The 25395-nt window shown below is 45.7% G+C and carries 22 protein-coding genes and 1 tRNA gene; 12 read left to right on the plus strand and 11 right to left on the minus strand.

Annotated features, from left to right (window positions below; translation table 11 throughout):
* Positions 1 to 81: 81 nt before the first annotated feature.
* Both ABS362_RS08640 and ABS362_RS08645 read right to left on the minus strand, forming a co-directional pair.
* Positions 82 to 1962, minus strand: a complete 1881-nt coding sequence (locus ABS362_RS08640; RefSeq protein ID WP_350412022.1) for a gamma-glutamyltransferase family protein — start codon at positions 1960 to 1962, stop codon at positions 82 to 84.
* 268 nt (positions 1963 to 2230) lie between these two features.
* Positions 2231 to 2302 (minus strand) — tRNA-Glu (locus tag ABS362_RS08645).
* A gap of 200 nt (positions 2303 to 2502) precedes the next feature.
* Here ABS362_RS08645 and gap point away from each other — a divergent pair.
* The 4 genes from gap to ABS362_RS08665 all read left to right on the plus strand — a co-directional run bounded on the left by gap (position 2503) and on the right by ABS362_RS08665 (position 5904).
* The gene (gap, locus tag ABS362_RS08650; RefSeq protein WP_350412023.1) at positions 2503 to 3498 is read left to right on the plus strand and encodes a type I glyceraldehyde-3-phosphate dehydrogenase; all 996 of its coding nucleotides are present in this window, start codon (positions 2503 to 2505) and stop codon (positions 3496 to 3498) included.
* A 171-nt stretch (positions 3499 to 3669) separates the two neighbouring features.
* Positions 3670 to 4512 (plus strand): universal stress protein, encoded by an 843-nt coding sequence (locus ABS362_RS08655; protein WP_350412024.1) that lies wholly within the window; start codon positions 3670 to 3672, stop codon positions 4510 to 4512.
* Between the two features lie 81 nt (positions 4513 to 4593).
* Positions 4594 to 5478, plus strand: coding sequence for a diacylglycerol/lipid kinase family protein (locus ABS362_RS08660; RefSeq protein ID WP_350412025.1), 885 nt, complete (start codon positions 4594 to 4596; stop codon positions 5476 to 5478).
* Positions 5479 to 5556: 78 nt separating this feature from the next.
* On the plus strand, positions 5557 to 5904 hold the full coding sequence (locus tag ABS362_RS08665; RefSeq protein WP_350412026.1) for a translation initiation factor: 348 nt from the start codon (positions 5557 to 5559) through the stop codon (positions 5902 to 5904).
* A 72-nt stretch (positions 5905 to 5976) separates the two neighbouring features.
* Here the strand turns inward: ABS362_RS08665 and ABS362_RS08670 are convergent, their stop codons facing one another.
* From ABS362_RS08670 to ABS362_RS08690, 5 genes are all read right to left on the minus strand, one after another.
* Positions 5977 to 6456 (minus strand): hypothetical protein, encoded by a 480-nt coding sequence (locus ABS362_RS08670; protein WP_350412027.1) that lies wholly within the window; start codon positions 6454 to 6456, stop codon positions 5977 to 5979.
* A gap of 96 nt (positions 6457 to 6552) precedes the next feature.
* A complete protein-coding gene (gene kdsB / locus ABS362_RS08675; RefSeq protein WP_350412028.1) occupies positions 6553 to 7290 on the minus strand; it encodes a 3-deoxy-manno-octulosonate cytidylyltransferase in 738 nt (245 codons plus the stop codon).
* 56 nt (positions 7291 to 7346) lie between these two features.
* Positions 7347 to 8054, minus strand: coding sequence for a DNA alkylation repair protein (locus ABS362_RS08680; RefSeq protein ID WP_350412029.1), 708 nt, complete (start codon positions 8052 to 8054; stop codon positions 7347 to 7349).
* Between the two features lie 23 nt (positions 8055 to 8077).
* On the minus strand, positions 8078 to 8428 hold the full coding sequence (locus tag ABS362_RS08685) for a hypothetical protein (protein ID WP_350412030.1): 351 nt from the start codon (positions 8426 to 8428) through the stop codon (positions 8078 to 8080).
* A 62-nt stretch (positions 8429 to 8490) separates the two neighbouring features.
* Entirely contained in the window at positions 8491 to 9837 is a 1347-nt protein-coding gene (locus ABS362_RS08690; protein ID WP_350412031.1) for an NfeD family protein, read from the minus strand.
* A 104-nt stretch (positions 9838 to 9941) separates the two neighbouring features.
* Here ABS362_RS08690 and ABS362_RS08695 point away from each other — a divergent pair, with 104 nt between their 5' ends.
* The 5 genes from ABS362_RS08695 to ABS362_RS08715 all read left to right on the plus strand — a co-directional run bounded on the left by ABS362_RS08695 (position 9942) and on the right by ABS362_RS08715 (position 14548).
* Positions 9942 to 10700, plus strand: a complete 759-nt coding sequence (locus tag ABS362_RS08695; RefSeq protein WP_350412196.1) for a DUF4905 domain-containing protein — start codon at positions 9942 to 9944, stop codon at positions 10698 to 10700.
* 14 nt (positions 10701 to 10714) lie between these two features.
* The gene (locus ABS362_RS08700) at positions 10715 to 11728 is read left to right on the plus strand and encodes a septal ring lytic transglycosylase RlpA family protein (RefSeq protein WP_350412032.1); all 1014 of its coding nucleotides are present in this window, start codon (positions 10715 to 10717) and stop codon (positions 11726 to 11728) included.
* Positions 11729 to 12336: 608 nt separating this feature from the next.
* Positions 12337 to 13113: a TIGR02757 family protein gene (locus ABS362_RS08705; protein WP_350412033.1), complete on the plus strand. Its 777-nt coding sequence runs from the start codon at positions 12337 to 12339 to the stop codon at positions 13111 to 13113.
* 158 nt (positions 13114 to 13271) lie between these two features.
* Complete coding sequence (locus ABS362_RS08710; RefSeq protein ID WP_350412034.1) at positions 13272 to 14066, plus strand: alpha/beta fold hydrolase; 795 nt, start codon at positions 13272 to 13274, stop codon at positions 14064 to 14066.
* A 56-nt stretch (positions 14067 to 14122) separates the two neighbouring features.
* Positions 14123 to 14548, plus strand: coding sequence for a hypothetical protein (locus ABS362_RS08715; RefSeq protein WP_350412036.1), 426 nt, complete (start codon positions 14123 to 14125; stop codon positions 14546 to 14548).
* A gap of 24 nt (positions 14549 to 14572) precedes the next feature.
* On the opposite strand, the gene folK is transcribed toward ABS362_RS08715, so the two are convergent.
* Together folK and ABS362_RS08725 are read right to left on the minus strand one after the other, a co-directional pair.
* The gene (gene folK, locus ABS362_RS08720; protein WP_350412037.1) at positions 14573 to 15055 is read right to left on the minus strand and encodes a 2-amino-4-hydroxy-6-hydroxymethyldihydropteridine diphosphokinase; all 483 of its coding nucleotides are present in this window, start codon (positions 15053 to 15055) and stop codon (positions 14573 to 14575) included.
* Positions 15048 to 15905 (minus strand): alpha/beta hydrolase family protein, encoded by an 858-nt coding sequence (locus ABS362_RS08725; RefSeq protein WP_350412038.1) that lies wholly within the window; start codon positions 15903 to 15905, stop codon positions 15048 to 15050. The genes folK and ABS362_RS08725 overlap by 8 nt, the downstream gene beginning before the upstream one ends.
* A gap of 278 nt (positions 15906 to 16183) precedes the next feature.
* On the opposite strand from ABS362_RS08725, the gene ABS362_RS08730 reads away from it, so the two are divergent.
* A complete protein-coding gene (locus ABS362_RS08730) occupies positions 16184 to 17161 on the plus strand; it encodes a polyprenyl synthetase family protein (protein ID WP_350412039.1) in 978 nt (325 codons plus the stop codon).
* Between the two features lie 114 nt (positions 17162 to 17275).
* Positions 17276 to 17902, plus strand: coding sequence for a class I SAM-dependent methyltransferase (locus ABS362_RS08735; protein ID WP_350412040.1), 627 nt, complete (start codon positions 17276 to 17278; stop codon positions 17900 to 17902).
* 180 nt (positions 17903 to 18082) lie between these two features.
* On the opposite strand, the gene ABS362_RS08740 is transcribed toward ABS362_RS08735, so the two are convergent.
* Positions 18083 to 19357, minus strand: coding sequence for a peroxiredoxin family protein (locus tag ABS362_RS08740; RefSeq protein ID WP_350412041.1), 1275 nt, complete (start codon positions 19355 to 19357; stop codon positions 18083 to 18085).
* Positions 19358 to 19528: 171 nt separating this feature from the next.
* Between ABS362_RS08740 and ABS362_RS08745 the strand changes: the two genes are divergently transcribed.
* Positions 19529 to 21808, plus strand: a complete 2280-nt coding sequence (locus ABS362_RS08745; protein WP_350412042.1) for an aconitate hydratase — start codon at positions 19529 to 19531, stop codon at positions 21806 to 21808.
* A gap of 259 nt (positions 21809 to 22067) precedes the next feature.
* Here the strand turns inward: ABS362_RS08745 and ABS362_RS08750 are convergent, their stop codons facing one another.
* Positions 22068 to 25382, minus strand: coding sequence for a S8 family serine peptidase (locus ABS362_RS08750; protein ID WP_350412043.1), 3315 nt, complete (start codon positions 25380 to 25382; stop codon positions 22068 to 22070).
* Positions 25383 to 25395: the final 13 nt, after the last annotated feature.

A 25395-nucleotide genomic window follows, 5' to 3' on the forward strand; every position in this document is an offset into this window, starting at 1 on the left:
TCTTAACTGATAGCACTTGCCCGTTTTTATAGTTGCTTATGTAGCGGAAGTCAGTATTAAAAGAGATGCTGCAGACCTTATTTACCAGCCAATGCCATAATCTTCACCGTGGTTGCTGGAGCCGCCCCAGAAGCTGTTGTGTTTCCAATCGAAGTAAATGGCATTGATAGGGCCGCTGGTTCGGTCATCAAAGCTCAAAGTATAGCCCATCTTTTTAAGTTCGTTTCTTACGGATTCCGGGGTGCTGTCGTGCAGCAGTATGTGCCCCGGTTTGGGTTTGCGGTCATCTGTTTTGGTACCGCCCAGCGAGAGCCATAGTTGGTTTGTGTTAATATTAGCTGCCTCTGAAGCCTGTTGCACATTCATACCGAATTCCACTACATTTAAAAAGAACTGCAGCAGGTTCTGGTCCTGCGTGTCGCCACCCTGCACTGCAAACGACAAGTAAGGCTTCCCATCTTTTAAAGCCATTGTTGGAGTAAGCGTAACCCGTGGCCTTTTGCCTGGTGCAACGACATTAAATGGATTTAAATTTTCGTCCAGTACAAAACTCTGCATGCGCTGGCTCATTCCTATTCCTGTGTTGCCTGCTATAGTTGCAGGTACCCATCCACCACTCGGCGTAATCGATATTACCCATCCTTCTTTATCGGCAGCTTCCACGGTGGTTGTTCCTCTCCAGAGCCTGTCCTGGTAATCTACACTAGAAGAGCCGTTTCTGGTATCGTGAGCAGGAGCGAAGTTGCGTTTGGTAGTGTCCATTTCAAATCCCCTCTTTTTAAGGAGCTTCAGGTATGGGTTCTTCTTACCCTCGAACGGGTAAGGATCGCCAGGACCTATAGTTGGGTTATTCTTATCGTAGTTTATCTGGTTTGCCCGATGCTTTGCGTATTCCTTGCTTAATAGTCCTTTCATCGGTTCCAGCGGAGCGAAGTATGGATCGCCGTAATAAAAGTCACGATCAGCAAAGGTAAGGTTCATGGCCTGGTACAGCGTATGTATATACTTGGTGCTGTTATAGCCCATGCTTTTCAGGTCAAAATTTTCAAGGATGTTCAGTGCCTGTAACATAACGGGGCCTTGCGTCCATTGCTGTAATTTATAAACATCTACTCCTTTGTAAGTTACCTTCAGTGGTTCTTCCTCTAGCGGCTTCCAGTTAGCCAAGTCCTCCATTGTAATCAAACCTCCTTGCTCTTTAGAGCCACGCACAAATTCTTTTGCAATATCGCCAGTGTAAAAGCGGTCGTAGGCAGCCATAATCGCATCTTTGCGGCTTTTCCCGTTTTTAAGTGCTTCTCTTTCAGCGTCTACTAGTTTCGTAAGGGTTTGTAGCAGGTCTTTCTGGATAAAAATCTCGCCTGCTTCCGGGGCTTCGCGCTTTTCGCCGGGGTGTGTCAGGAATACCTTTTTGCTGTAAGGCCACTGCTTGATAAGGTCTTTGTTTCTCTCGATGCTGTTGGCAGTCTGGGCTTCTATGGGGTAGCCGGCGGCCATTTCCATGGCAGGAGCGAGTACTTGCTCCAGACTCAGGGTGCCATAGTTGGCGAGCATATATAAGAGCCCGCCGGGCGTACCTGGTGTGGTAGCTGCCAGCGGCCCGTTCTCAGGCGGAAAATTATAGCCTTTGCTTTTAAAGAACTTAGGAGTTGCACTTGTTGGGGCCACGCCCATCGCGTTTATGGCAATTACTTTTTTGGTTTTAGGGTTATAAATCAGTGCCTGCGTTTCACCACCCCAGCTCAAAACATCCCACATGGTACAGGTCGCAGCTAGCATAGCACAAGCAGCATCAACCGCATTTCCACCTTTCTGAAACGTCATAGCGCCTGCGGTAGCAGCTAAAGGTTTGCCTGTAATGGCCATCCAGTTCTTGCCATGTAACACAGGTTTTTGTGTTTGCTGGGCTAAGGTTGGGAATGCAAAAAATGTGAGTATAAAAACGGAAAGTAGCTGTTTCATAAGTCTCATTATTAACTAACTAAAGATAAGAAAATCTTACATAGGATCTGTAATCGTAGTTTCCAGTTCAAATTAGAAGCAAAATTGATAGGTATAAAAGTATGAGCGTAAGCCTATGCTTCGGAAGGTGTATATTTTGACCGTGAAATGGAAGGTTATCGAACCCAAAGAGTAAATGGTTTTTTTGCCCTTTCCAGCCTAATGTAGAAGAATTAAGTGGAAAAATAAAAAGGGAAAAGCGATCAAAATAATCACTTTTCCCTTTCAGTAGTCCGTAGGGGAATCGAACCCCTGTTGCCAGAATGAAAATCTGAAGTCCTAACCCCTAGACGAACGGACCATGTTGTGTTTTGCCAACCACTTCCTGATTGGTGATGCAAATATAGGCTACAAAAATGTTTTGCAAAACATTTAGGGCAAAAAAAAGTGAACAGAAACGTAATTGCTTCGTTCTCAGGTTAGAAAAAAATATTGGTTTTACTATAAGCTAATCGTAACTTCGCACCATATTAAATACTCATCATACCAAACATAGATATCATGTCTAAAATTAAAGTTGCAATTAACGGTTTTGGCCGTATCGGTAGACTTACTTTTAAGGCACTGCTACAGAAAGAGAATGTAGAAGTAGTTGCTATCAACGACCTAACCAATACTAAAACACTTGCCCACCTGCTTAAGTATGACTCTGTGCATGGCAAGTTTGATGGTACCGTAGAAGCCACTGAGAACGGCATTGTTGTAAATGGTCGCGAAATCAGAATCACAGCAGAGCGTGAGCCTAAAAATCTGCCTTGGGGTCAGCTTGGCGTAGACGTAGTTCTTGAATCGACTGGTCGTTTTGTGGATGAGCAGGGCGCTGGTGGTCACCTGGAAGCCGGAGCAAGAAAAGTAGTTATCTCTGCACCAGCAAAAGGCAACATCCCTACTGTGGTACTTGGTGTGAACGAAGATATCCTGAAAGGTGATGAAACTATAGTTTCAAATGCATCGTGCACTACAAACTGCCTTGCGCCAATGGCTAAGGTTCTGGACGATACGTTCGGTATCGAGAAAGGCTATATCACAACAGTACACGCTTACACTTCTGATCAGAGCCTGCAGGACTCTCCGCACAGCGACCTGAGAAGAGCTCGTGCTGCTGCTTACTCTATCATCCCTACATCAACCGGCGCTGCTAAGGCGGTAGGTCTGGTATTGCCACACCTGAAAGGTAAACTGGATGGCGTTGCAATGCGTGTTCCTATTCCGGATGGCTCACTTACAGACTTAACCTGTATCTTAAAGAGACCGGTTACAAAAGAAGAAATTAACGCAGCGATGAAAAAAGCGGCGGAAGGTGAAATGAAAGGCATCCTGGAGTATACTGAAGATCCTATCGTTTCTATCGATATCGTTGGTAATGCGCACTCATGTATCTTTGATGCTGAGCTGACTTCGGCTAACGAAACGCTTGTAAAAGTTGTGGGCTGGTACGATAACGAAACCGGTTACTCTAACAGAGCAGCTGACCTTATTGCCAGAATCGGTCAATAAGCTATAGTTGTATCTTACAAACGAAAGCCCGCCTTATGGTGGGCTTTCGTATTTTATATGCGTATAAATAGCAATGCTATAAATCTAATTGGTATATTGATATATATCATACTTTTCGTAGATTGAGTGTTATACTTTTGAAACATCAAATAACCCAACTAAACAAACCGCATGAGACGCATTCTTGTACCCACGGACTTTTCAGAACAGGCGCATTACGCTTTTGAAGTAGCTGTTAATATAGCCAAACGCACCGGGGCCGGCATTAAGTTACTACACGTAGTGGATATGCCAGGTTCATCAAACTTTAGCACAGCAGGCGATGGAGGTTACCACGATGGTATGGAGCAGCTGTTTATTCTGCGCCTGATGGAAACTACAAAAACAAAGATGGCCAAACTGATAAGCAAAGTGGAGCATGAAGGTGTGGTAGTGGTACAGGAAGTAGACGTGGATAGTATTGTAAATAAAATAAAGCGTGTAATAGAAGCAGATAAGGTTGATCTGGTTGTGATGGGTTCGAAAGGATCCAGTGGGATGGATGAGTTCCTGGTTGGCTCAAACACCGAGAAGGTTGTTCGCGTTGCCCAATGCCCGGTGCTAACTATAAAAACCTCAAACCCAACCTTTGATATAAAGGAAATTGTACTGGCATCGAATTTCAGACGTGAGGTTGGCAAGGCGATGGATGCTTTTAAATATTTCCAGCAACTGTTTAATGCTCGTTTACACCTGGTTTATATTAACACACCGGGTGCGTTTGAGTCGAGCAGCAACCTGCGCAGTAAACTGGCCCATGCCGCCGAAAAGTATGACCTGCACAACTATACTATAAATATTTACAACGATACTATTGAGGAAGATGGTATCCTGCACTTTGCAGAAGATATCAATGCCGATATGATCATGATGGCAACACATGGTCGTACGGGCTTGTCGCACTTGTTAAGCGGAAGTATAGCAGAGGATCTGGTTAACCATACCAGCCGCCCTGTGCTGACATACCAGATATAAGATAAAGAGCTATAGTTAAAGCCCGGTCATAGTCTTATGGCCGGGCTTTTTGTTTAGCGTTTGTATAGTTACTTTTGTGATATGAGTTCACTTCCACGCATCAGGTTCATTATTAACCCTGTTTCCGGCACCAGGAGCAAGGTAGATGTGGCTGCACGCATTAAACTGTATCTGGACAGCCAAAAGCACGAACACGATATAGTTTATACCGACTATGCCGGTCATGCTACCGAACTGGCCCAGGCTGCAGCCGCTGAGAACTATAAAATAGTAGTGGCAGTGGGCGGCGATGGCACAGTAAATGAAGTTGCGCGAGGACTGCTGTACACCAATACGGCCCTGGGCGTTTTGCCTAAAGGTTCCGGTAACGGACTGGCCAGGCATTTGCAACTACCGCTAAACCTGGACCGTGCTATTAAAACGCTGAATACCGGGCAAATATCCCAGATAGATAGTGGCACTATAAATGATTTCCCGTTCTTCACTACGGCAGGTATCGGTTTTGATGCTTACATAAGCTCGGTGTTTGCGGGCAACAAACGTCGTGGGTTAAAGACCTATGTAGAGCTGGTTTTAAAAGAGGTTCGTACCTATAAACACCTGCCGGTAAAAGTCTGGATTAATGAGCAGGAACTGGACACAGATTGTTTTGTAATGGCTTTTGCCAATGCAGCGCAATATGGCAATAATGCTTACATAGCTCCGCTTGCCGATATACGCGATGGATTATTGGATGTGTGCCTGGTGCGCCAACTCGACTTTGTAAAAGCGATAAACCTTAGCTATTGTATGCTAACCAGGCAACTGGCAAATGTGCAAAGTGCCGAGTATTTTAAAACAACAAACGTAAAAGTAGAGACCGAAGAACTCATGATGTTTCATGCAGACGGCGAATACAAGGGTAAGACCAATAGCTTCGAAGTAAAGATGAACCCTCAGTCGTTAAAGGTTATAATACCTTCCTAATGAGTAATGACAAATGAGTAATTAATAATATCTCATTATCATAACTCATTACTCATTAATAATTAGTCATTAAGAAATATGAGCGATAAAAATAAGAAAGGCCGTCAGGGTGTAGTTTACTCTACTAGCTCTGATTTTAACTACCAGTACGACCAGGAAAACGAAGCCGAAACGCTTCCACCGCAACAGCAAAACCTGAAAGTGATGCTCGATAAAAAGTCGCGTGGGGGCAAGCAGGTGACATTAGTGGAAGGATTTGTGGGTACTGATGATGACCTGAAGGAACTGGGCAAAGTGCTAAAGAACAAGTGCGGCGTTGGTGGCTCAGCCAAAGACGGAGAAATACTGATACAAGGCGATTTCAGGGATAAAGTAATGCAAACGCTACAAGCTGCCGGCTATAAAGTAAAGCGGGTAGGAGGGTAGTTGTAGTTAAAGAGTTTAGGAGTTATAGAGTTTCTGAAGGTAGAAAGTTAGAAACTTTTGAAGTTTGTAACTTTAGGAGGTGGTTGATGTTTTCTGCTTTTCTTCGAATTCTTTTTTAATTATTTTCAGGATTTCCGTTTCCTTATTATTCCCCAATTTAAGGAAGAGGAAAACGATCAGGGTGATGGCTGTGCCTCCAAAATAGAAAACTGGTTGTAACCACCCTTTGTTCTCAAGAGTAGCAACCAGAATAAAAATCCAGAGTAAGAAGAGAATTAACACTCCTATAGTTATTGAGAATGCACGTGACTGGGGAGTTAATTCAAGTATAGTCTTTCCTGTAGCAGCGTCTTCTTTTAGCCTGAATTGTATCGCGAAAGGATTTATAGAGGCTGTTTTAGGCATGAATTGGTGTGCTGTTGGAGATAAATAATATTCGCCATACAACACCTCCATTTCTATATCAAACGGGTTTCCGCCTGCAAACATTTGTTTGAGCTTTCGTACTGTTTCCTCTTTGGAGAATCTGGAGTAAATCAGTATGTCTTCCACTTTATACTCGCAATGAATCCGACCAAAACCCCTGAGATAGTAAAGTTAGAATGAAATAATCTCTCTACTTTTCTAACTCTATAACTCACAAACTCTCTAACTCCAAAACTCCCTGACTTTCTCCAGATCCTCCAGAGAGTCAATGCCTATGGTTTCGAACTCGGTGAGGGCTGTGGTAATTTTATAACCGTTCTCCAGCCAACGCAACTGCTCCAACGACTCTGCCAGCTCCAGTGCTGAAGGAGGCAGTTGAGTAATCTGCTCTAAAATGTCGGCCCTGTAGCCATAGATACCGATGTGTTTATAGTAAGTATGCTGTTTGTGCCAGATATCCTGGGGTACGTTGCGGCAGTAGGGTATAGCCTGGCGGCTGAAATATAAGGCATCGCCAGAGTTGCTAAGGACTACCTTTGGTGCGTTTGTGTTAAACAGCTCTTCTTCGGTAGTTATCTTTTTTACCAGCGTGGCTAATTGCGTGTTCGGGCGATTAAAGCAGCTGGCAACCAGGTCTATTTGCTCTGGTTTAATGAAAGGCTCGTCGCCCTGTATGTTTATTATATACTCGTAGGGTTTGTTGTGCAGTTTGTAAGCTTCGAAGCAACGGTCGGTGCCGCTCTGGTGATGTTCGGCTGTCATGACGGCTTTGCCGCCAAACTCCTGCACATGTGCAAAAATACGATCGTCGTCGGTAGCAACTATAACTTCGGATAAACCTGATGCTGAGGCCTGTTCGTACACCCGCCGGATCATGGTTTTGCCATTGATGTCGGTCAGTGGTTTGCCCGGGAAACGGGTTGAAGCAAAGCGGGCCGGAATAATGCCAAGTACGTCCATAGTCAATAGTGTTTTGCGAGTCCAAATATACGGAAGAGCTACCGTTTTATAGTTTATCAGCAGCGGGCAGTTTTTCTCTTTTTACCAATGCGCCCGGTTTTCTCCAGTTTCTCCAGGTAACTATAAGCCTCTGGAGTTTTGCACGCAGTATCACCCATGTTCACTTTTACCTTACCTATAGTTTGGGCTACCGCTTTTGCTTTTCCGGTAAGTGGCATTACATAGCAACCAACAGCAATTACAAAGCCGTTCATGGTGTGCCGCACGCGGTTTGGGCTGTCGTGTATAGTTTGCGCCACATGGTCGAGTTGCGTGCTATAGTAGTCCAGGTCCAGGTCGGTATCTGCTTTTATGGCTGCCAGGCTCGAGAGTGTGGCCCAGCCGGCAGTGGCTATTTTTTCGTCGTCAGACCTTATCCATTCTTTTGCCAGCTCAAAACCATAGTTGCTTTCTGATGCTACCCAGGCTACTGTAAATTCGCTGATCATGTACCAATACGCCTGTTCGGCCCACAACTGCAGGTCGGCTTTGGTCATGGCTTTTTCATCGGCTATCAGTCCGGCCAGGTACATGGCGTCTGAATTTCCTGTCTGGTATAGTTCTTTAGCTAAACTATAGTTCTTCTTTAGCTTTTTCTGTATTGGCTTCAGGTCGCCGACTTTAACGCCATAAAAAGGTTCTTTGGCGCCGTGATTCAGGTATATATTCTTAATGGTCTGGCTGCCGAGGCTTTCCAGTTGTTCCATTATTTCAGGTGCTGTCATCTATCTGAAAGTAAGATTTAAAACTATAGTTTCTCGATAGAAATGATCCGGATGCCGGGCATTGACCGGTCCTGTGTAGACAAGCCACAGCGACGGTCTATAATTTCGCCGGTTTCGGTGTACGTTACTTTTACCGGAATCATATTGTCTTCCTGCTTAAACTCTTCGCCAATGGCGTTTTCATCTTCAGGTTTATAGTCCTTGCCATCTATCGTTAACTTAAAGCCGCAACCATCTACCATGTATTCCCCGGACCATTCCAACTGGGCTTCTTTAGTGATAGCATTATTTTCTGTAGTCATATTTTTCTGGGAACAGGATGTAAAAGAGGCAGCCATAAAAGTGATAGCCGCAGCCAAGGAAAGGTATTTCATATAGTTTAGAAAGTTAGAAAGTTAGAAAGTTTCGGGTTTTAATATCAGGCAAAAATCTGCAATTAAGCTTTTTTGACGATGAGGGAGAAGGTGCTGTGGTTCAGGACCTCTACAGTTTCACCTTTTTCGATGAAGCCTTCTCTTGCCTGTGCATCATACAACGTGTCCTCAATCATTACTTTTCCGGTTGGTGCCATGCGGGTGTGCGCAATCCCGGTTCTGCCAACTAAATGCGACGAATCAGCCGATGACTGGTACCCTTCAGAACTCTCGAATGTATTGTTAAGCACCATGCGCTGCATCGTTCGGCTGGCAGCAAAACGTTTCCACGTGAGCGCCACCAGTATTACAGCGCCTATCATACCCAGCAAAACCGAAACCATACTTTGCATAATGGCACTGGATGGTACAAATGTGAAGTCGAAATTCTGGTTGTTAATCATAACCAATACCAGCGAAACGAACACCAATATGATGCCGCTGATACCTGTGATGCCAAACCCCGGAATAACCAGCACCTCAATACCAATCAGTATCAGGCCAACTATAAACAACAGAATTTCCCAGTTCTCGGCCAGGCCATTCAGATAATAAGGTGTCAGGTATAAAACGCCCGCAACTATAGCCGCCGCCAACGGAAAGCCAACGCCCGGCGTTTGCAGCTCAAAATACAAGCCACCCATAATCAGCAACAGCAAAATGCCACTCACAAACGGATTAAGGAAAAAAGAAATGATCTTATTGGTAGTGCTTAACTCGTATCTCACAATTTCGGCATCCTGTAAATTTACCTGCTTTAATACATCATCTACAGTTGTGGCTATGCCATCACAGAAACCGTATTTCAGAGCTTCAGAGGTAGTAAGGGTAAGTACCTGATCTGCAGAAAGTGTGCTGTCTACGCTGGCTTCTACCATGGCTTCTGCGAGGTGCGGGTTGCGGCCCTGTGCCTCGGCAGTAGAACGCATGATTGAACGCATGTAACTCTGGTATTTGCCCGGAGCAGCTTCGCCGTTTGCCCCAACCACGGTGGCAGCACCAATGTTTGCGCCCGGTGCCATGTAAATACTATCGCATGCCAGCGAGATCAGAGCGCCCGCCGAAGCAGCATTTTTATTGATGAACACATACACCGGCTTCGGATATTCCAGGATGCGTTTCCGGATCTCGTCTGCATCGTTCAGGGCACCTCCAAATGTATCGAGTACCAGCAACACGTGATCAGCTTTAATTTCGGTAGCATGATTCAGGGCAAGCTCGGTATAGCGGTTGGTGCGCGGGTCTATCTCAGACTTTATTTCCATCAGCAGCACCTTCTGCTTTTGGGCTTGTGCTGCTGCAGGCAACATTAAAAATAGTGTAAGCAGATACAGGAATGAGTAATGCCAACGTTTTGAGTCAGATTTCATACATTTGGGGCTGAAAATGTGCTATTTTGCATGAATATAGTAAAAAGTTAAGAGTTATACTTCCGCTAATTTATACATACGACTTTGGGGCGCCCGTGTGGCGTATGCGACTTGATGCCGCAGCAAACCGGCTTGCCTTTGAAGTTCGCGACGCCGACTTACTGCTGGCTGACTTTTATACGCTTTCCCTGTGCAACTATAAACTTGACAAATTGCCGCTACCTGCTGCTAAAAACTGGTGGCTGGGCCTGGAAGATGCTTACGAAGGTTTGTTGTTTTTGCACGGCTACGGCGATCGCCAGGTCGGGCAGCACAAAGGTATACTTGCCTACAACGCGGCAACTATAAACCTGCAATGGCAACAACCTGAACTGGCTTTTTATGGTGTAACTATAGATGGCGTTTTAGCCCTTAATTTACAGGGCCAGAATTTAAAGTTGCTGCAAACCAAAACCGGAACTATAGTTTCCCAAAACGTGTCATTGGACGGCGGTGCAACTGCTGTAGCCAGCTTTAATACGGTGAGGTCACAGGCCTGCACATACCCGATGCTTTACCTGGAAGGGGAGCCATACTATAGCGAAGTATGTGATTTTCTGAAGCATAAGCTTAAGGTAAAACCCGTTAAAGGAATTGAGTACGCCGAAACGGAGCAAAACATTTTTACAGGATTTTATACCGAAGATGCCCACGGAAATTTAGATAATACGCTGTGTGTGTTTAATTTGGATGGAGAATTGCAGTTGCAGGAGCGCATTGCCCACGGATTAAGTGGCATAGGTTCAGATACTTTTATTATCTTTAACCACAAATTATACTTTATCCGGCAACGAAATATTTTGGTTGTTTATAGTCTTACATAGTTTACCTTTTAGCCATGGTACGCATACTTTTACTTGCACTTTTACTGTCACCGGTACTTTCATTATCAGCTTCGGCCACCAGCTATGTTGCCCTGCGCGACTCTGTAGGAGTGGAGCGTCGCAACGGTAAGTTTTTTGTAAAACACAAGGTAGAGCCTAAAGAAACCCTTTACGCCTTGTCGCGCAAGTATGGGGTGCCTGTTGCCAAAATTGTGGAGTCTAACCCAGCAGTAGAAGCAAGTATAAAAATAGGCCAGGTAGTGCTTATTCCAAGCAAAGCGCCTTTTTCTGCTGCAGTAAACTCAGCCATTACTCCTGCACCTAAAACAGCAGCCCCAACTGCCAGTAACCGCACCTTTACTGTAAATAACAGAGGCGAGAAGATACATGTTGTAGAAGCCAAGCAGACTCTTTACAGCATATCGCGTATGCATGGCGTTTCTGTAGAGAGCATTAAAACCTGGAACAGCCTGACAGATAACAACATTGAAATTGGTACAGGACTTATAGTTGGTAAAGGCGCAGTGCCTACTGCCAACAAACCGGTTTATGTTCCGGAGGCAGATGATGAAGTAGAAAAAACAACAACTCCTGCTGAAACGGCCCCTGTAGCTACCAAGTCAACTCCAGCACCTGCTAAAACTACTACAGCTACAACTACTGCTGGACCGGCAACAACTGCTACACCAACTGAGGCTGCTACAACTGTAAGTGAGCGCGAAGAAGAAGCTGGTACCACAGAAACTGCAGCCGGTGTTAAAAAGGTTATCGAAAATGGTATGGCCGAAATGATAGATCCGAAAGCAGATACAAACAAATACCTGGCTTTGCACAAATCAGCCCCGGTTGGTACTATTATGCAGGTTAAAAACGCTATGAATGGCCAGGTGGTGTATGTTCGTGTGATAGGAAAATTGCCTGAGACGGGTACCAATAATAATGTCGTGGTTCGTATCTCCAAAAAAGCTTACCAGAAACTCGGCGCCGTTGACCAGAAGTTCAGAGTTGAAGTTTCGTATATGCCGTAACAGGGGTTTAAGATATACTTTTTGAAAGCCTGAACATTAAAGTTCAGGCTTTTGTTTTTTTATTCTCTTTCTTTTCGAGGGTTAGTGAAGGTATCTTAAGTGTCCTAGTGTTGGAGTCTATATCAACCTACAACAAGAAGCAAAGTATTGCGTTTCTACAAACCATGCTGTAGGGACAAATCGCGACCTGTCCGCGGGATAGGCTATAACTATAGAACTATAGACGTAACTATAACAATAGCAAAAAGTCCCCCTTTGAAGGGGGCGAAGGGGGATGTTAAGCTGTACCAGATCTCTCACGCTGTTCGAGATGATAAAGTGAAAAGCAGAATACTCCCCTCCTTAGACTACCGAGAAGCGATTTCGAAGGTAGCAAGCGTAGCTCTGAGGGGCAGGGGTGGTTGGACCACGGCAACTATAAGAACTATAGCTTTAGCCATTGCTATTCTTGTCCCTGTCGGGCCAGTTGAGTGAGGATACTCAACCCCATCGTAAGTCACGAATCTGGAGACTCGCGCCAGCACAAACTGCAACTATAAAACTATAAACTCTATTCTTTCATAATTTAGTAAATAGCCCGTATACTGCAGCTACAGAACTTTAAACCCATGAAGCAAGATATTGCCGCTATAAAAGCCCTGCTCGATGACAGAGTAGAGAAATATAACCAACCCAGTTTCATACCGAACGACCCGGTTTCTATTCCGCACCGGTTCACTAAAAAGCAGGACATTGAAATTAGCGGATTCTTTGCATCTATCCTGGCTTGGGGACAGCGAAAGACCATTATCAACAACTGTATAAAATTGATGAATCTAATGGATAATGCGCCGCACGATTTTATACTCAACCACCAGGAGCAGGATCTGCAGCGCTTTCTGGGTTTTAAGCACCGCACTTTTAACGATACCGATCTGCTTTACCTCATCCATTTCTTTAACTGGTACTATAGCCAGCACGAAAGTCTAGAAACTGCTTTTACCGGCGAGCGGAACGAGATCAAAACACAGAAAGAACGGCTAATGCATTTTCATGATCTGGTTTTTAGCCTGGAAGATGCGCCGCACAGAACAAAAAAACATATATCAACACCGGCCCGGAAATCGGCTTGTAAACGCATTAATATGTACCTGCGCTGGATGGTGCGACAAGATTATAAAGGTGTAGATTTCGGGATATGGAATACCATGAAGCCTGCTGACCTGGTGTGCCCCTGCGATGTGCATGTGGAGCGTGTTGCGCGGCGCCTGGGCCTGATTACCCGCAAAGGTATGGACTGGCAAACTGCGGAAGAACTGACCGATCATCTAAGAACCTTCGACCCGACAGACCCCGTGAAGTATGATTATGCTTTATTTGGTTTAGGCGTGGAAGAAAAGTTTTAGACTATAGTAACTGGCTGGAATTGGACCTATAGTTATGGTTTGGCTGCGGATATAACTACAGGTTATATGCCTGCATATCGGGAGGATTGGATAAAACCGTTTTAAAAGTGTATATTTGTTTAACCTGAACTTTTAATTCCCATCTAAAACATACGCGAATGACTGTTACCCAGAAGCTGAATGTGAAAGTAATTGGGCAAGGAAAACAACCTATGCTTTTCGCTCACGGCTATGGTTGCGACCAGAAAATGTGGCGTTATGTTACGTCCGCCTTCGAAAACGATTACCAGGTCATTCTTTTCGATCATATCGGTTTTGGGAAGTCGGATGCTTCAGGTTATACGATAGGTAGGTACAACTCTCTGGAAGCATACGCCGACGATGTACTGGCCATTATAGAAGAGCTGAACCTACAGGATGTGATCTATGTAGGGCATTCCGTGAGTGCTATGATCGGGGTATTGGCATCTAACAAACAACCGGAGCGGTTTGCGAAGCTAGTGCTGATAAGCCCCTCGCCATGCTACGTAAATGATGACAACTATATTGGTGGCTTTACAGAAGAAAACATTAACGGCCTTATCAGCAGCCTGGAAAGCGACTACCTGACCTGGGCTCATACTATTGCTCCTGTAATTATGGGCAACCCCGACAGACCTGTACTTGGTCAGGAGTTAGCTGATAGTTTTTGCAGTAGTAATATAGAAGTAGCCAAAGACTTTGCCCGTATCACCTTTTTATCTGATAACCGCCATGACCTTGGCAATGTAACAACTGACACGCTGATCCTGCAATGTTCAGAAGACGTGATAGCGCCAGAAGTTGTTGGGGAGTATGTGCACGAGCAGATAAATGGCAGCCAGTTTGTAAAGATGGAAGCTGTGGGGCATTGTCCTAACCTGAGCGCTCCGGAAGAAACGATCACTGCTATCAAAAATTTCTTGAAAAGATAACTGTCGGATTTGTGTAGGGCGTACAATGAGTATGCTGCTATACAGATAGATATTGAATGGATAAACAGGAATTAAAGAAATCGAACGGAAATGTCTTTTTTGAGGCAGAAAGAGAGGCTGATAATTCCTATATCTCTGCTAATTGGATCGGGGTGCAATCGTTGGAAAGTATTGTGATGGGTGGCAACCTGCTGCTGGCCATGCTCCGGAAACAGCCCTGCGCTGCTATAGTTAACAATAACCACGAATTGGTAGGCCCTTGGGAAATTGGAGTGAATTACATGGTGTATAAATGGGCTCCTGAAGCAAAAGTTTTAGGAGTGAAGTATTTTGCACATATACTCTCGTACGGTATCTTTGGCCGTAACTCTTTTAGTATGTTTGAGCCACTGGTAAAAAGCTTTTTTGATGTAGAGGTTTTCGAAACTGAAGAAAATGCGAAAGAGTGGGCCCGGTCTAAATCAGGATCATATCAAACATAAAAGCCAGCCTGCCAGCCACTGTTTTTAACTATACAAGTGCACTTCCAGTTTGTCCGGGCAACTTTCTAGTAAATCATTTATAGTTTGCTTTAATACCGGATGTACCAGGTCGGGTGCGATCTCGTGAAGAGGCAGCAGCGTAAAGCGGCGAAGGTGCAGTTGCGGATGTGGTATAGTTAAACGTTGCGTTTGCTGAACCAGGTTGCCATAAAACAGGATATCGATATCAATAACGCGGGCTCCCCAATGCTCTGTTCTGATGCGGCCCAGGTCGTGTTCAACCTGGTTTATAGTTTGCAGCACATCTTCCGGGCTAAGTATAGTTTCTACCTCCAGCACCTGGTTCAGGAAAGCAGGCTGGTCAGTTTTGCCCCAGGCTGCGGTTTCGTAAAGCGACGACGTTTTTGTTATAGTTCCAACCTGCGCAGCTATCGATTCGCGGGCCTGTTGCAAGTACAGGGTGCGGTCGCCCAGGTTGCCCCCAAGCAGCAGGTATAGTTTAGGCATGTTTCCTGAAAAATGCGATACTCAGTTCTGCGGCGGCACGGGCGGCTTCCGGCAATTCGTCCTTTTCGTAAGGGTGCATGCCACCAAACGAGTGGTCGGCGCCGGGTAACAGGTGCATTTCAGCATCAGGTTTCCAGCTGTGCAAATCATGAGCCATTTGTAGAGGGAGTGTCTCGTCTTCCTTGCCATGCAAGATAAGCAAAGGCTGCTGCATGTTCTGTATCACCTTCGGAATCTCGAGTCGCTGCCGGTTGGCTATGTAGTTTTCCATGATCTGGTAATACATCGGCATTTTCTGGCCGGTGCGCGCATTGGTTATCCATTGCACTCCCTCGCGTTGCCACTTATCATTTTCAAGCTCATCCCAACGCTGGTCAAACTTGTTTACGGCAGCCCAGGTAGCTACGGCTTTTACACGGGTATCTTCTGCAGCTTTAAGAATAACAGTGCCTCCGCCACGGCTATGACCGATCAGGTATAAATGTTCCAGATCCAGTTCTTTGTAAGGCAAAGGACCTTCCACGTTCTCGATCATGTCGATCAGGGCTTTCAGATCGTCCAGTTCCAGGCAGAAGTTGTTATTGCCAAAAGCTTCCAGGTCGTGCAGGTCTGAATATTCCTCCACGGTGGTGCCGTTGTAGGCAAAGTTGAATTTTACAAATACAAAGCCTTGCTCTGCAAAATACTGTGCCAGCAAATTATAATGTCCCCAGTCTTTAAAACCTTTGAAACCATGCGTAAAGATCACGATTGGTTTAGGTTTTCCGTTTGGTTCGTACACCGCATCAGCCGTAAATGGCCGTCCATGATCAGGGTAAACAACAAAATCAACTTTAAGGGTATCAGCCATAGTTCGGGTGAAATTTAGCTATGTATTATAAAAAGCTTAAACGGGATAATTCAGAGATTTGTTGAATGCTGCTTTCCTAAGTTGTATACTGGTAAAATATAGCTGACATTATAGTTTAACTATAAGCAGTGAGCCAGTTTTTTGTTAAAACTATAGTTTAGCGGGCTGTGATGCAATATTTCTGAACTCAATTGGTAGCAATTTAACAATTAAACCCGGTTTTGGACCTACGCGTTTGGAAACCACTACAACAGACCGTAATATTGCAATACTAACACATGAGTAGCAAGCTAGACCAGATACAGGCGCCAATTGCCGGCGAAATGGAGCTTTTCGAGAAGAAGTTCCGGGCTTCTATGAAGTCGAAGGTGCTGTTGCTGGATCGTATCATGAGCTACATCGTGAAGCGCAAAGGCAAACAGATGCGCCCGATGTTCGTGTTTTTCTCCGCTAAACTTCATAACGAAACTATAGCCGACCCTACCTACCGGGGTGCTGCGCTAATAGAATTGCTGCACACGGCCACGCTGGTACACGACGACGTAGTGGATGACGCCAACTATAGACGTGGTTTCTTTTCGGTAAATGCCCTCTGGAAAAATAAAATTGCGGTATTGGTTGGTGACTACCTGCTTTCCAAAGGCTTGTTACTTTCGCTCCATAACGATGATTTTGAATTGCTCAAGATCGTATCGAATGCGGTGAAGGAAATGAGTGAGGGTGAATTGCTGCAGATCGAAAAAGCCCGTCGTCTGGATATTGACGAATCTATTTACTTTGATATTATCCGTCAGAAAACAGCTTCTTTAATTGCCTCTTGTTGTGCTGTGGGTGCTGCCTCGGCAGGTGCTTCTAAAGAAGAGATTGAGAAAGCCCGTTTGTTTGGCGAAAAAGTAGGTATTGCTTTCCAGATAAAAGATGACCTTTTTGATTACGGAACTGCTGAAATAGGCAAACCGGTCGGCATTGACATCAAGGAAAAGAAAATGACCCTGCCGCTGATCCACGCCCTCCGCCAGGCCGACTGGATGACTAAGCGCCGTGTTATCTATAACGTTAAAAACAACAACGGCGACAATAAACGCGTGCAGCAGGTAATTGATTTCGTGAAGCAATCCGGAGGTATCCAGTACACCATCGAAGTTATGAACCGCTACCACGCCGAAGCACTGGATATCCTTTATACTTATCCTGATTCCCCATCACGCCGCTCACTCGAGCAACTCATTGCTTATACTATAGAACGGGAGAAGTAATTGTTGCATTGCTGACCCTGCCAGGTAGAAAATCTATAAACATCAACTATAAATTTGTAATGGAGTAGGGCTATAGTAGGATAGTTTTGTGAACGCAAAATAACCTATGAAAAAATGAGCCTGAACACCAACACCTGGAACCGCCTACGGTACACGCTGTACCTCCCCATCTACGACCTTATTGCTGACCGCATTTTCCGGAAGTACAGAAAGCGATCTGTAGAACTGCTGCAAGCTAAACCCGAGGATGCTATCCTTATACTTGGAGCCGGCACCGGCCTTGACTTGCCTTACCTGCAAGGCTATACCAATCTTACAGCGATCGACATCACACCCGGCATGATAACCAAACTACAGGAGCGCGCTGAAAAATTACGGATACCGGTTGATGCCCGCGTAATGAATGGCCAGCAGTTGGAGTTTGCCGATAACAGTTTTGATGCCGTGATCGCCCACCTGATACTCGCTGTTATCCCTGACCCTGTAGCGTGTATAAAAGAAGTGGAACGGGTGCTAAAACCTGGCGGCACAGTTATGGTTTTCGATAAGTTTCTGCCGGACGGACAAAAGCCAACTATAGTTCGCCAGTTCTTTAACCAGATAGCCAGCACCCTGTTCTCCGACATCAACCGCAGCATCGGAACTATAGTTAGCCACACTTCTCTAACTATAGAATTAAATGAGCCTGCTGCTTTGAATGGTACTTTCAGGATTGTAAGGTTGAAGAAGCCAGAACTATAATATGCTATGGCGCGATCGTCCTCGCTCGTGTCGGACTATAGTGGGGCCTCCGGCCAGTTGAGCTACAAACCCAACATTATAGTTAGGCACGAGTTACAAACTCGCATCATCAAAAGACAAAAAAATACCCCCTCCTGAAAACAAGAGGGGGTATTTTTATAGTTGCCGAATGACGAATAACTATTTCTCAGCCAGTAGTTCTTCCATGGTTTTGTTAAAATCCGCTACCCAGTCGTCGTAGTATTTACCAGTACCGGGTCCTGAAAAACCAGTGTGTATCTTGCGTACTTTACCATCGCGACCTATGTAAATGGTGGTCGGGAAGGAGAGTACGTGGTTCAGGGCTGGCAAAGCTTTAGCGGCTGCTTCTTTATCTGATGTGCCGGCTACTGCCAGGTCATAGTTCACATTCATGCGGTCCTTCATTTTCTGAAGGCGAGGGGCTGCCTTTTCAAACTCGGGGCTGCGTTCAAATCCAAGCCCTATTATTTCCAGGCCACGGTCTTTATTCTTGTCATAGTAAGGCGCCAGGAACTTGGTTTCATCCATACAATTAGGGCACCACGAACCCAGCAACTGCACCAGTACTACTTTGCCTTTATACTTTTCATCGCTCAGCGAAATGTTGCCGCTGCCATCAATTTGCGGGAAAGAGAAGTCCAGCTTTTCGTAACCAGGTTTTAAGAAAGTTAAGGTGTTAGCGTCGGCAAGTTCGGCGTTGGCGTTTCGTTTGGCAGTCCATGTTTCGGTATAGTTCATGCCCGAATAAAAATCGCCTTTCAGTGTGTTCTCATCCTCCGGAGTTGCCGTGAACAGGTAAGCATGGTTGCCATCAAACGTAGACAGGTTCAGCTGCTTTCCATCTACCTGTCCTTCCAGGTACCTGTAGTCGCCGGTTTCAGTCAGGAAAGTGCCGGTCAGCTTGTTACCATTCTGTTTAAATACACCTACTGCATTATAGTTATTGCCGGTTGTGTCTGTAAACACTACTTCCCATTTGCCATCGTAACTATAGTTTGCATCAGCCGGGTCAGCTTTAAAGCGGTTTGTATTACCGTGCTCAGCTGTAAAAGGCACGGAATACGGATACGTTAAATCGTTGCGCACAAAGCGGCCGGCCATTTTTCCGTCATCCACTTTCGCGATCAGGTCCGCATCAAAAATATGAAGCCTTACTTTTACAGAATCTCCTACAGTTGTAATCTCATCTACCAGGATGCGCTCTTCACCGTTGACCAGGTATAAAATAGTGCTGTCATTGCGGGTTTCGGCTTCCATGATAAACGGAATTTCAACACCGCCGGCATGTTGCAGGGCAACGCGCCAGGTACCGGCTTTTATAGTTGTGGTAGTTGTTTCAGGTTTATCCTGGTTACAGGAGCTAAGTCCTGCAGTTAGTAGCAAGGTAAATAACAAAATCAGCCTTGCAGAAGTATTAGAATAGGTACGTTTCATGGGGTAAAATTACATTATCGAATCTGTAAAAGCCAAACAAGGCACGGGGTATACTTGTTTATAGTGTAAAGGTTATATTCGTGGGCTCTAATGTTGCTGAATAGCGTCCAGATTTCGTACATTTGTGAACTTCGGAAAAGAAGCATTTTATACATTAACAATAGCAAAACTATGGCATTTGATTTAGGAATGATCAAGGCAGTTTATGCCGGTATGGGTGAGCGCATTTCGGCGGCCCGTAATACAGTTGGCAGACCGCTGACTTTGACTGAAAAGATCCTGTATGCACACCTATATGAAGGCAACGCTTCGCAGGCTTATGAGCGCGGAAAATCTTACGTAGATTTCGCTCCGGACAGAGTTGCGATGCAGGATGCCACGGCACAGATGGCCTTGCTTCAGTTCATGCAGGCTGGCAAGCCTACCGTTGCGGTTCCATCTACGGTACACTGCGATCACCTGATCCAGGCCCGCACAGGCGCAGATTCAGATCTGAAAGACGCTTACACAGAAAACAAAGAAGTTTACGATTTCCTTGCTTCGGTATCAAACAAATACGGCATCGGTTTCTGGAAGCCGGGTGCAGGTATCATTCACCAGGTAGTGTTAGAGAACTATGCTTTCCCGGGTGGTATGATGATCGGTACGGACTCACACACACCAAATGCTGGTGGTCTGGGTATGGTAGCGATCGGTGTTGGTGGTGCTGATGCCGTTGACGTAATGGCCGGTATGGCCTGGGAGCTTAAATTCCCGAAAGTAATAGGTGTGAAGCTGACAGGTAAACTGAACGGCTGGACATCTCCGAAAGACGTGATCCTGAAAGTGGCTGGTATCCTTACTGTAAAAGGTGGTACAGGCGCTATCGTGGAGTATTTCGGCGAAGGTGCTGAGAGCATGTCTTGTACCGGTAAAGGTACTATTTGTAACATGGGTGCTGAGATCGGTGCAACTACTTCGGTATTTGCTTACGACAACAGCATGCGTGCTTACTTAAACTCAACAAATCGCGAAGAGATCGTTCAGATGGCTGATGAAGTGGCTGAGCACCTGCGCGCAGATGATGAAGTATACGCTGATCCGGCTGCTTTCTACGATCAACTGATCGAGATCGACCTTTCTACCTTAGAGCCACACGTAAACGGACCATTCACACCGGATGCTGCATGGCCAATTTCTCAGTTCGCTGCTGTAGTTAAAGAGCACGGCTGGCCGGCTAAATTAGAGGTAGGTCTTATCGGGTCTTGCACCAACTCATCTTACGAAGATATTACCCGCGCTGCATCTATTGCAGAGCAGGCAGTAACTAAAAACCTGGTTGCTCAAGCTGAGTTCACGATCACGCCGGGTTCTGAAATGGTGCGTTACACAACTGCCCGTGATGGTTTGTTAGATACATTCGCTCAGATGGGTGGTGTTGTACTGGCTAACGCCTGCGGTCCGTGTATCGGTCAGTGGGCGCGTCATACCGACGACCCTACGCGTAAGAACTCTATCATCACGTCATTCAACCGTAACTTTGCGAAGCGTAACGATGGTAACCCGAACACACACGCGTTTGTGGCGTCGCCAGAGATCGTAACTGCTTTTGCCATAGCCGGCGACCTTACATTTAACCCGCTTACTGATACCTTAACCAACAAAGATGGCCAGCAGGTAAAACTGGATGAGCCAAGAGGTATTGAGTTACCTGTTGATGGGTTTGCTGTAGAGGATGCAGGTTATGTAGCCCCAGCTGAGGATGGCAGCACTGTAGATGTTGTAGTTGATCCGAAATCAGATCGTCTGCAGTTACTGGAAGGCTTTAAGCCATGGGAAGGCACTGATCTGACAGGCCTGAAGCTGCTTATTAAAGCACAAGGTAAGTGTACTACTGACCACATTTCGATGGCTGGCCCATGGTTGAAATACCGCGGTCACCTGGATAACATCTCTAACAACATGCTGATCGGTGCAATTAACGCATTCAACGGTGAGGCTAACAAGGTTTACAACGACATGACCCGTGGTTATGATACTGTACCTGCAACTGCCCGTACGTACAAGGCTGCTGGTATTGGTACTGTTGTAGTGGGTGATGAGAACTATGGTGAAGGTTCATCTCGTGAGCATGCTGCCATGGAGCCGCGCTTCCTGGGTGTTCGTGCCGTTATAGTTAAGTCATTCGCACGTATCCACGAAACCAACCTGAAGAAGCAGGGTATGTTAGGTCTTACATTCGCTAACAAAGCGGATTACGACCTGATCGAGGAGAACGATACAATTGATATCCTGGGGCTGGAGAACTTCACACCAGGTGTTCCTTTAAAGGTTGTTCTGACCCACAAAGATGGCTCTAAAGACACGTTCATGGTTAACCATACCTACAACGAAGGCCAGATCGAGTGGTTCAAAGCTGGTTCAGCATTAAACCTGATCCGTTTACAGCATAAGCAGAATGCTAACGCATAAGCTTAGCCGCTAACTATATCCAAAAGGCCTTACCAATCGGTGAGGCCTTTTTGTTTTTGTGGTAAACTATAATTATAGTTTTAGCTAGATAGAATGAGCCATTGTTGGTGTTTTCACCAACAATCCAACTATACAGCTTTTACTACTTGCTGATGAAAAAACACAGCAAGGACATAACTATAATGAATGTAAACTAAAAAGAGAAAGGCTTTACAATTCGTAAAGCCTTTCTCTTTTTATAGTTAGCTATAGTTTGCTCTTATCGCATCAGCATGATTCTTTTTATAAAGCTGGTATTTTTGTAAGTAACGTGGGCAATGTACAAACCATTGGGTATACCTTTAAAGTCAAACACCAATTCTTTCGAACTTTGGCTAGATACCGTTACCTTGAACTTGCGGCCAACCTGGTCGCTGAACCACACTTCGGGAGTTGCGCCAGCCTGTGGGTCTGCTGCCCAGTTTATGCGCACAAGGCCTGTTGTAGGGTTCGGGAATACATCTGTAAGCTGGGCGTTCCTTTCAGTTTTATCTTTCGAGAGCTGCTTCCTGACAAAGTATGTTTTAGTAACACTGTCTTCAAGGCAACCGGCTGGGTCTGTTATCTGTAACGTTACCTGGTAAGTGCCTGGCGATGCAAACGTATAGCTAGGGTTCTTATCGGTTGCAATATCTTCTGTCCCAAATTTCCATTTCCAGTTAGCGCTATTCGTACTCTTATCTTCAAACGTAACAGGCGTATTGGCAAATAATACAACAGAGCCTGCTTCAAAATCTGCTTCCGGTTGCTGTGGTAACCTAATGTGTGCAGGCGCAACTTCACTTTCAAACAAGGAGTCGGCATTGGTAGCGTAAACTATAGTGTTCTGGGTGAAGTTATTAATGGTAAAGCTATTGCCACGGCCCAGCAAGGTCTTTTTCTCAGGGTCGGCATAAAAGTTATAGTTGGTACCGCCGGTAGGAGCCCAGGTAAATGTACTTCCTTCACAAACAGTGTTCTCTATAGCCAACGGAGCGGGCCCGCTTTTTACCTGTTTGTACTTTAACTGTGCTGCGTCGGCGTGTTGTTGGAGTGCTTCCAGGTTATCGCCGGAAAGGATGGCAAAAGTAACAGTTTGGCTCTGGCCAGGTGCAATAACAGGTATAAGTCCGCCTACCACATGCGAAACGTTATCACCGTTAGCTGTACCTGTAGTATTTGTGCGGGCTACACCACCAGCTAGCAGCGCATATTTTTCGGCATTGGTAAAGCCATCTTCTACGGCAACGCTACCGCCTGCCCCCATGTTATTAATGGCGTAATAGACTGGCGCATTGGGTGTAAGTAATTTTATACCGACTACAGGAAGCTGAGCAGTTGTATTGTAAACATATCCTAGGTTTCTTTCTGCATCCCAGTCAGCGGCATTCTGGTAATATACGCCAATATCCCAGTCAGCAAACAGCGCGGCCGATACATTCTTAAGCGTATCTGTGGTCGGGTTTCTGATCGTAAATTCCTGGATAACATAATCCATGTCAGGGGCTGTACCCCAGGATAATGTTTTATGCTTTACTTCCACACCTACTGTTATGGTAGAAGGGTAGATATCGCGCATGAAGCCATGTACTTCCTGTGTTGCGAGCGGGGCATCATAGTAAATGCGGGCCGGTTGCACAGGTGTAAAATCGCCGTCGTTCTGCCAGTTGGCGTTACGCAGGTTATCGGACACACGTTCTGCTGAAGTCCCTATCATCAGGCCGCCTTCAAACAGCATACTGCTGCTGCCCTTGTACTGCATGCCCGCACCTTGCGAAAAATTGAGTCCATTATAGCCCAGGTTTCCTTTGCTGTTAACAGTAATGCGCACATTATTGGCATCCAGCGTATGGAAATCAGGGTTTATAGTTAGCTCGAAGTACTGGAAATCAGAATATTCGCCATCCGTATAGGTTAGCTTCAAGGCTATAGTTGTATTAAGAGGCGTTTCAGGAGCTATTGAAACCAGGAAAGGATTCTGGCGATTATCAGCAATGCCCATCGTTGCCAAAGTGCCCAACGCCAGTTCCGGGTTTGCAATGGTAACATATGGCGACGAAGTGGATAACGTAACTAGCGTATTGCTGACAGGACTAAGAATATTCTGGAAAAAAGCTTCGATAGCTACCGTGCTGCCTGATTGAGCGGAGCGGTTATTCTGTACAAAAAAGTCTGTGCACCGTATCGCTTTTAAATTCTGTGTTGTTAGTGCTTTTTTTATGTTAAGTCGGCCGGTGCCCATCATACCTACGAACGGCTGGTTGGCAGGTAAGTGTGAAACGTTATCTGTTGTTACGCGCAGGCGTTCCATCACCTGTTGTGCATTCAGGTTGGGGAACTGGGCGCGAACCAAAGCTGCGGCACCCGCAACCATCGGCGAGGCAAACGAACTTCCCCAGTTGTAGCCGTACGAGTTGTTATTGCCTACTGTAGTGGAATAAATATCGACACTTGGTGCCATCAGGTCCATGTAGTGGCTCCAGGTGTAATCTTTGTACTTATAGTCGCTTTTATCAGAGCCGCCCACTGACAGTACATTGTTATAAGAAGCAGGGTACAGGTTTAGCTGCTTTTTGGTATTACCCGCCGCTGAAATCACAACCACATCTTTTTCCAGCACTACATAATCAATGATATCCTGTTCGTACTGCGAAAAGCCTTCGCCACCCCACGAGAGGTTAATGATCTTGCAGCCCTTTTCGGCAGCATAAACTATAGCTTCGTAACCGCCCCCAAATGTGCCGTCAGCGTTCGATGAAAATACCTTTAGTGGCAGGAATTTAGTTTTGTAGCCTACGCCGGCAATACCCGTTGCATTGTTGGGTGTACCGGCAGCCACGCCAGCTACGCTCATACCATGGCTTCCCCAACGCGGAGCATTTGATACATTGTTATCGCGGTCAGCAAAGTCCCAGCCGGCAAAGTTATCGGTGTATCCATCGCCATCGTTATCTATCCCATCTATCGGGTCAGCATAGTTATACTTTATATTGTCTTTCAGGTCCAGGTGGTCTGTCCGGAAACCGGTGTCTGCAATGCCGATAACAATGTTAGTATCACCCTGTTGTATATCCCAGGCTCCGTAAGCTTTTATAAGTTTAAGGTGGTAAGCAGTAACTTTGGTAGAATCCGAGAAAGGATCTGAGGTCTGGTAGAGCGGCTCGCGCAGGTAAAGCGGCTCTACGTAAGCTACCTGTCCGGTTGCCATCAGGGTCCATTTTACAGCTTCAAAGCTAAGGTCTGAACTATAGGTTGCCTGGTAGATCTGTGTTATATCAACTATAGATGCACGGCGTAAACTGGCTGCAGCCCCCCGGTTCGGGAATTTCTGGTGTACATCTTTTGCCCTGACCTTTATGAGCGCTTCCTGTAAAGAGCTGTTTGATGTAGCGTAGCGAGCTTTGGTTGGGTCTGATTTTAGTTTATACACAACTGTGTGAGGCACGGTGCGGGAACCATGACCAACCTGCTGTGCGAAAATTGGCGCCGAAGCCAATAGAAGGAGGATGAACGCAATACATCCCTGGCGGAAGGGCGCCTTTAGTAGGGTAAACATTTATACCAAAAAT

The organism is Pontibacter populi, from assembly GCF_040278685.1.
Lineage (GTDB): Bacteria > Bacteroidota > Bacteroidia > Cytophagales > Hymenobacteraceae > Pontibacter > Pontibacter populi.

Bases quoted from the DNA above. Each gene is read 5' to 3' on its own strand.
- ABS362_RS08640 (WP_350412022.1), bottom strand. From the start codon at position 1,962: ATGAAACAGCTACTTTCCGTTTTTATACTCACATTTTTTGCATTCCCA.
- gap (WP_350412023.1), top strand. From the start codon at position 2,503: ATGTCTAAAATTAAAGTTGCAATTAACGGTTTTGGCCGTATCGGTAGA.
- ABS362_RS08655 (WP_350412024.1), top strand. From the start codon at position 3,670: ATGAGACGCATTCTTGTACCCACGGACTTTTCAGAACAGGCGCATTAC.
- ABS362_RS08660 (WP_350412025.1), top strand. From the start codon at position 4,594: ATGAGTTCACTTCCACGCATCAGGTTCATTATTAACCCTGTTTCCGGC.
- ABS362_RS08665 (WP_350412026.1), top strand. From the start codon at position 5,557: ATGAGCGATAAAAATAAGAAAGGCCGTCAGGGTGTAGTTTACTCTACT.
- kdsB (WP_350412028.1), bottom strand. From the start codon at position 7,290: ATGGACGTACTTGGCATTATTCCGGCCCGCTTTGCTTCAACCCGTTTC.
- ABS362_RS08680 (WP_350412029.1), bottom strand. From the start codon at position 8,054: ATGACAGCACCTGAAATAATGGAACAACTGGAAAGCCTCGGCAGCCAG.
- ABS362_RS08685 (WP_350412030.1), bottom strand. From the start codon at position 8,428: ATGAAATACCTTTCCTTGGCTGCGGCTATCACTTTTATGGCTGCCTCT.
- ABS362_RS08690 (WP_350412031.1), bottom strand. From the start codon at position 9,837: ATGAAATCTGACTCAAAACGTTGGCATTACTCATTCCTGTATCTGCTT.
- ABS362_RS08695 (WP_350412196.1), top strand. From the start codon at position 9,942: ATGCGACTTGATGCCGCAGCAAACCGGCTTGCCTTTGAAGTTCGCGAC.
- ABS362_RS08700 (WP_350412032.1), top strand. From the start codon at position 10,715: ATGGTACGCATACTTTTACTTGCACTTTTACTGTCACCGGTACTTTCA.
- ABS362_RS08705 (WP_350412033.1), top strand. From the start codon at position 12,337: ATGAAGCAAGATATTGCCGCTATAAAAGCCCTGCTCGATGACAGAGTA.
- ABS362_RS08710 (WP_350412034.1), top strand. From the start codon at position 13,272: ATGACTGTTACCCAGAAGCTGAATGTGAAAGTAATTGGGCAAGGAAAA.
- ABS362_RS08715 (WP_350412036.1), top strand. From the start codon at position 14,123: ATGGATAAACAGGAATTAAAGAAATCGAACGGAAATGTCTTTTTTGAG.
- folK (WP_350412037.1), bottom strand. From the start codon at position 15,055: ATGCCTAAACTATACCTGCTGCTTGGGGGCAACCTGGGCGACCGCACC.
- ABS362_RS08725 (WP_350412038.1), bottom strand. From the start codon at position 15,905: ATGGCTGATACCCTTAAAGTTGATTTTGTTGTTTACCCTGATCATGGA.
- ABS362_RS08730 (WP_350412039.1), top strand. From the start codon at position 16,184: ATGAGTAGCAAGCTAGACCAGATACAGGCGCCAATTGCCGGCGAAATG.
- ABS362_RS08735 (WP_350412040.1), top strand. From the start codon at position 17,276: ATGAGCCTGAACACCAACACCTGGAACCGCCTACGGTACACGCTGTAC.
- ABS362_RS08740 (WP_350412041.1), bottom strand. From the start codon at position 19,357: ATGAAACGTACCTATTCTAATACTTCTGCAAGGCTGATTTTGTTATTT.
- ABS362_RS08745 (WP_350412042.1), top strand. From the start codon at position 19,529: ATGGCATTTGATTTAGGAATGATCAAGGCAGTTTATGCCGGTATGGGT.
- ABS362_RS08750 (WP_350412043.1), bottom strand. From the start codon at position 25,382: ATGTTTACCCTACTAAAGGCGCCCTTCCGCCAGGGATGTATTGCGTTC.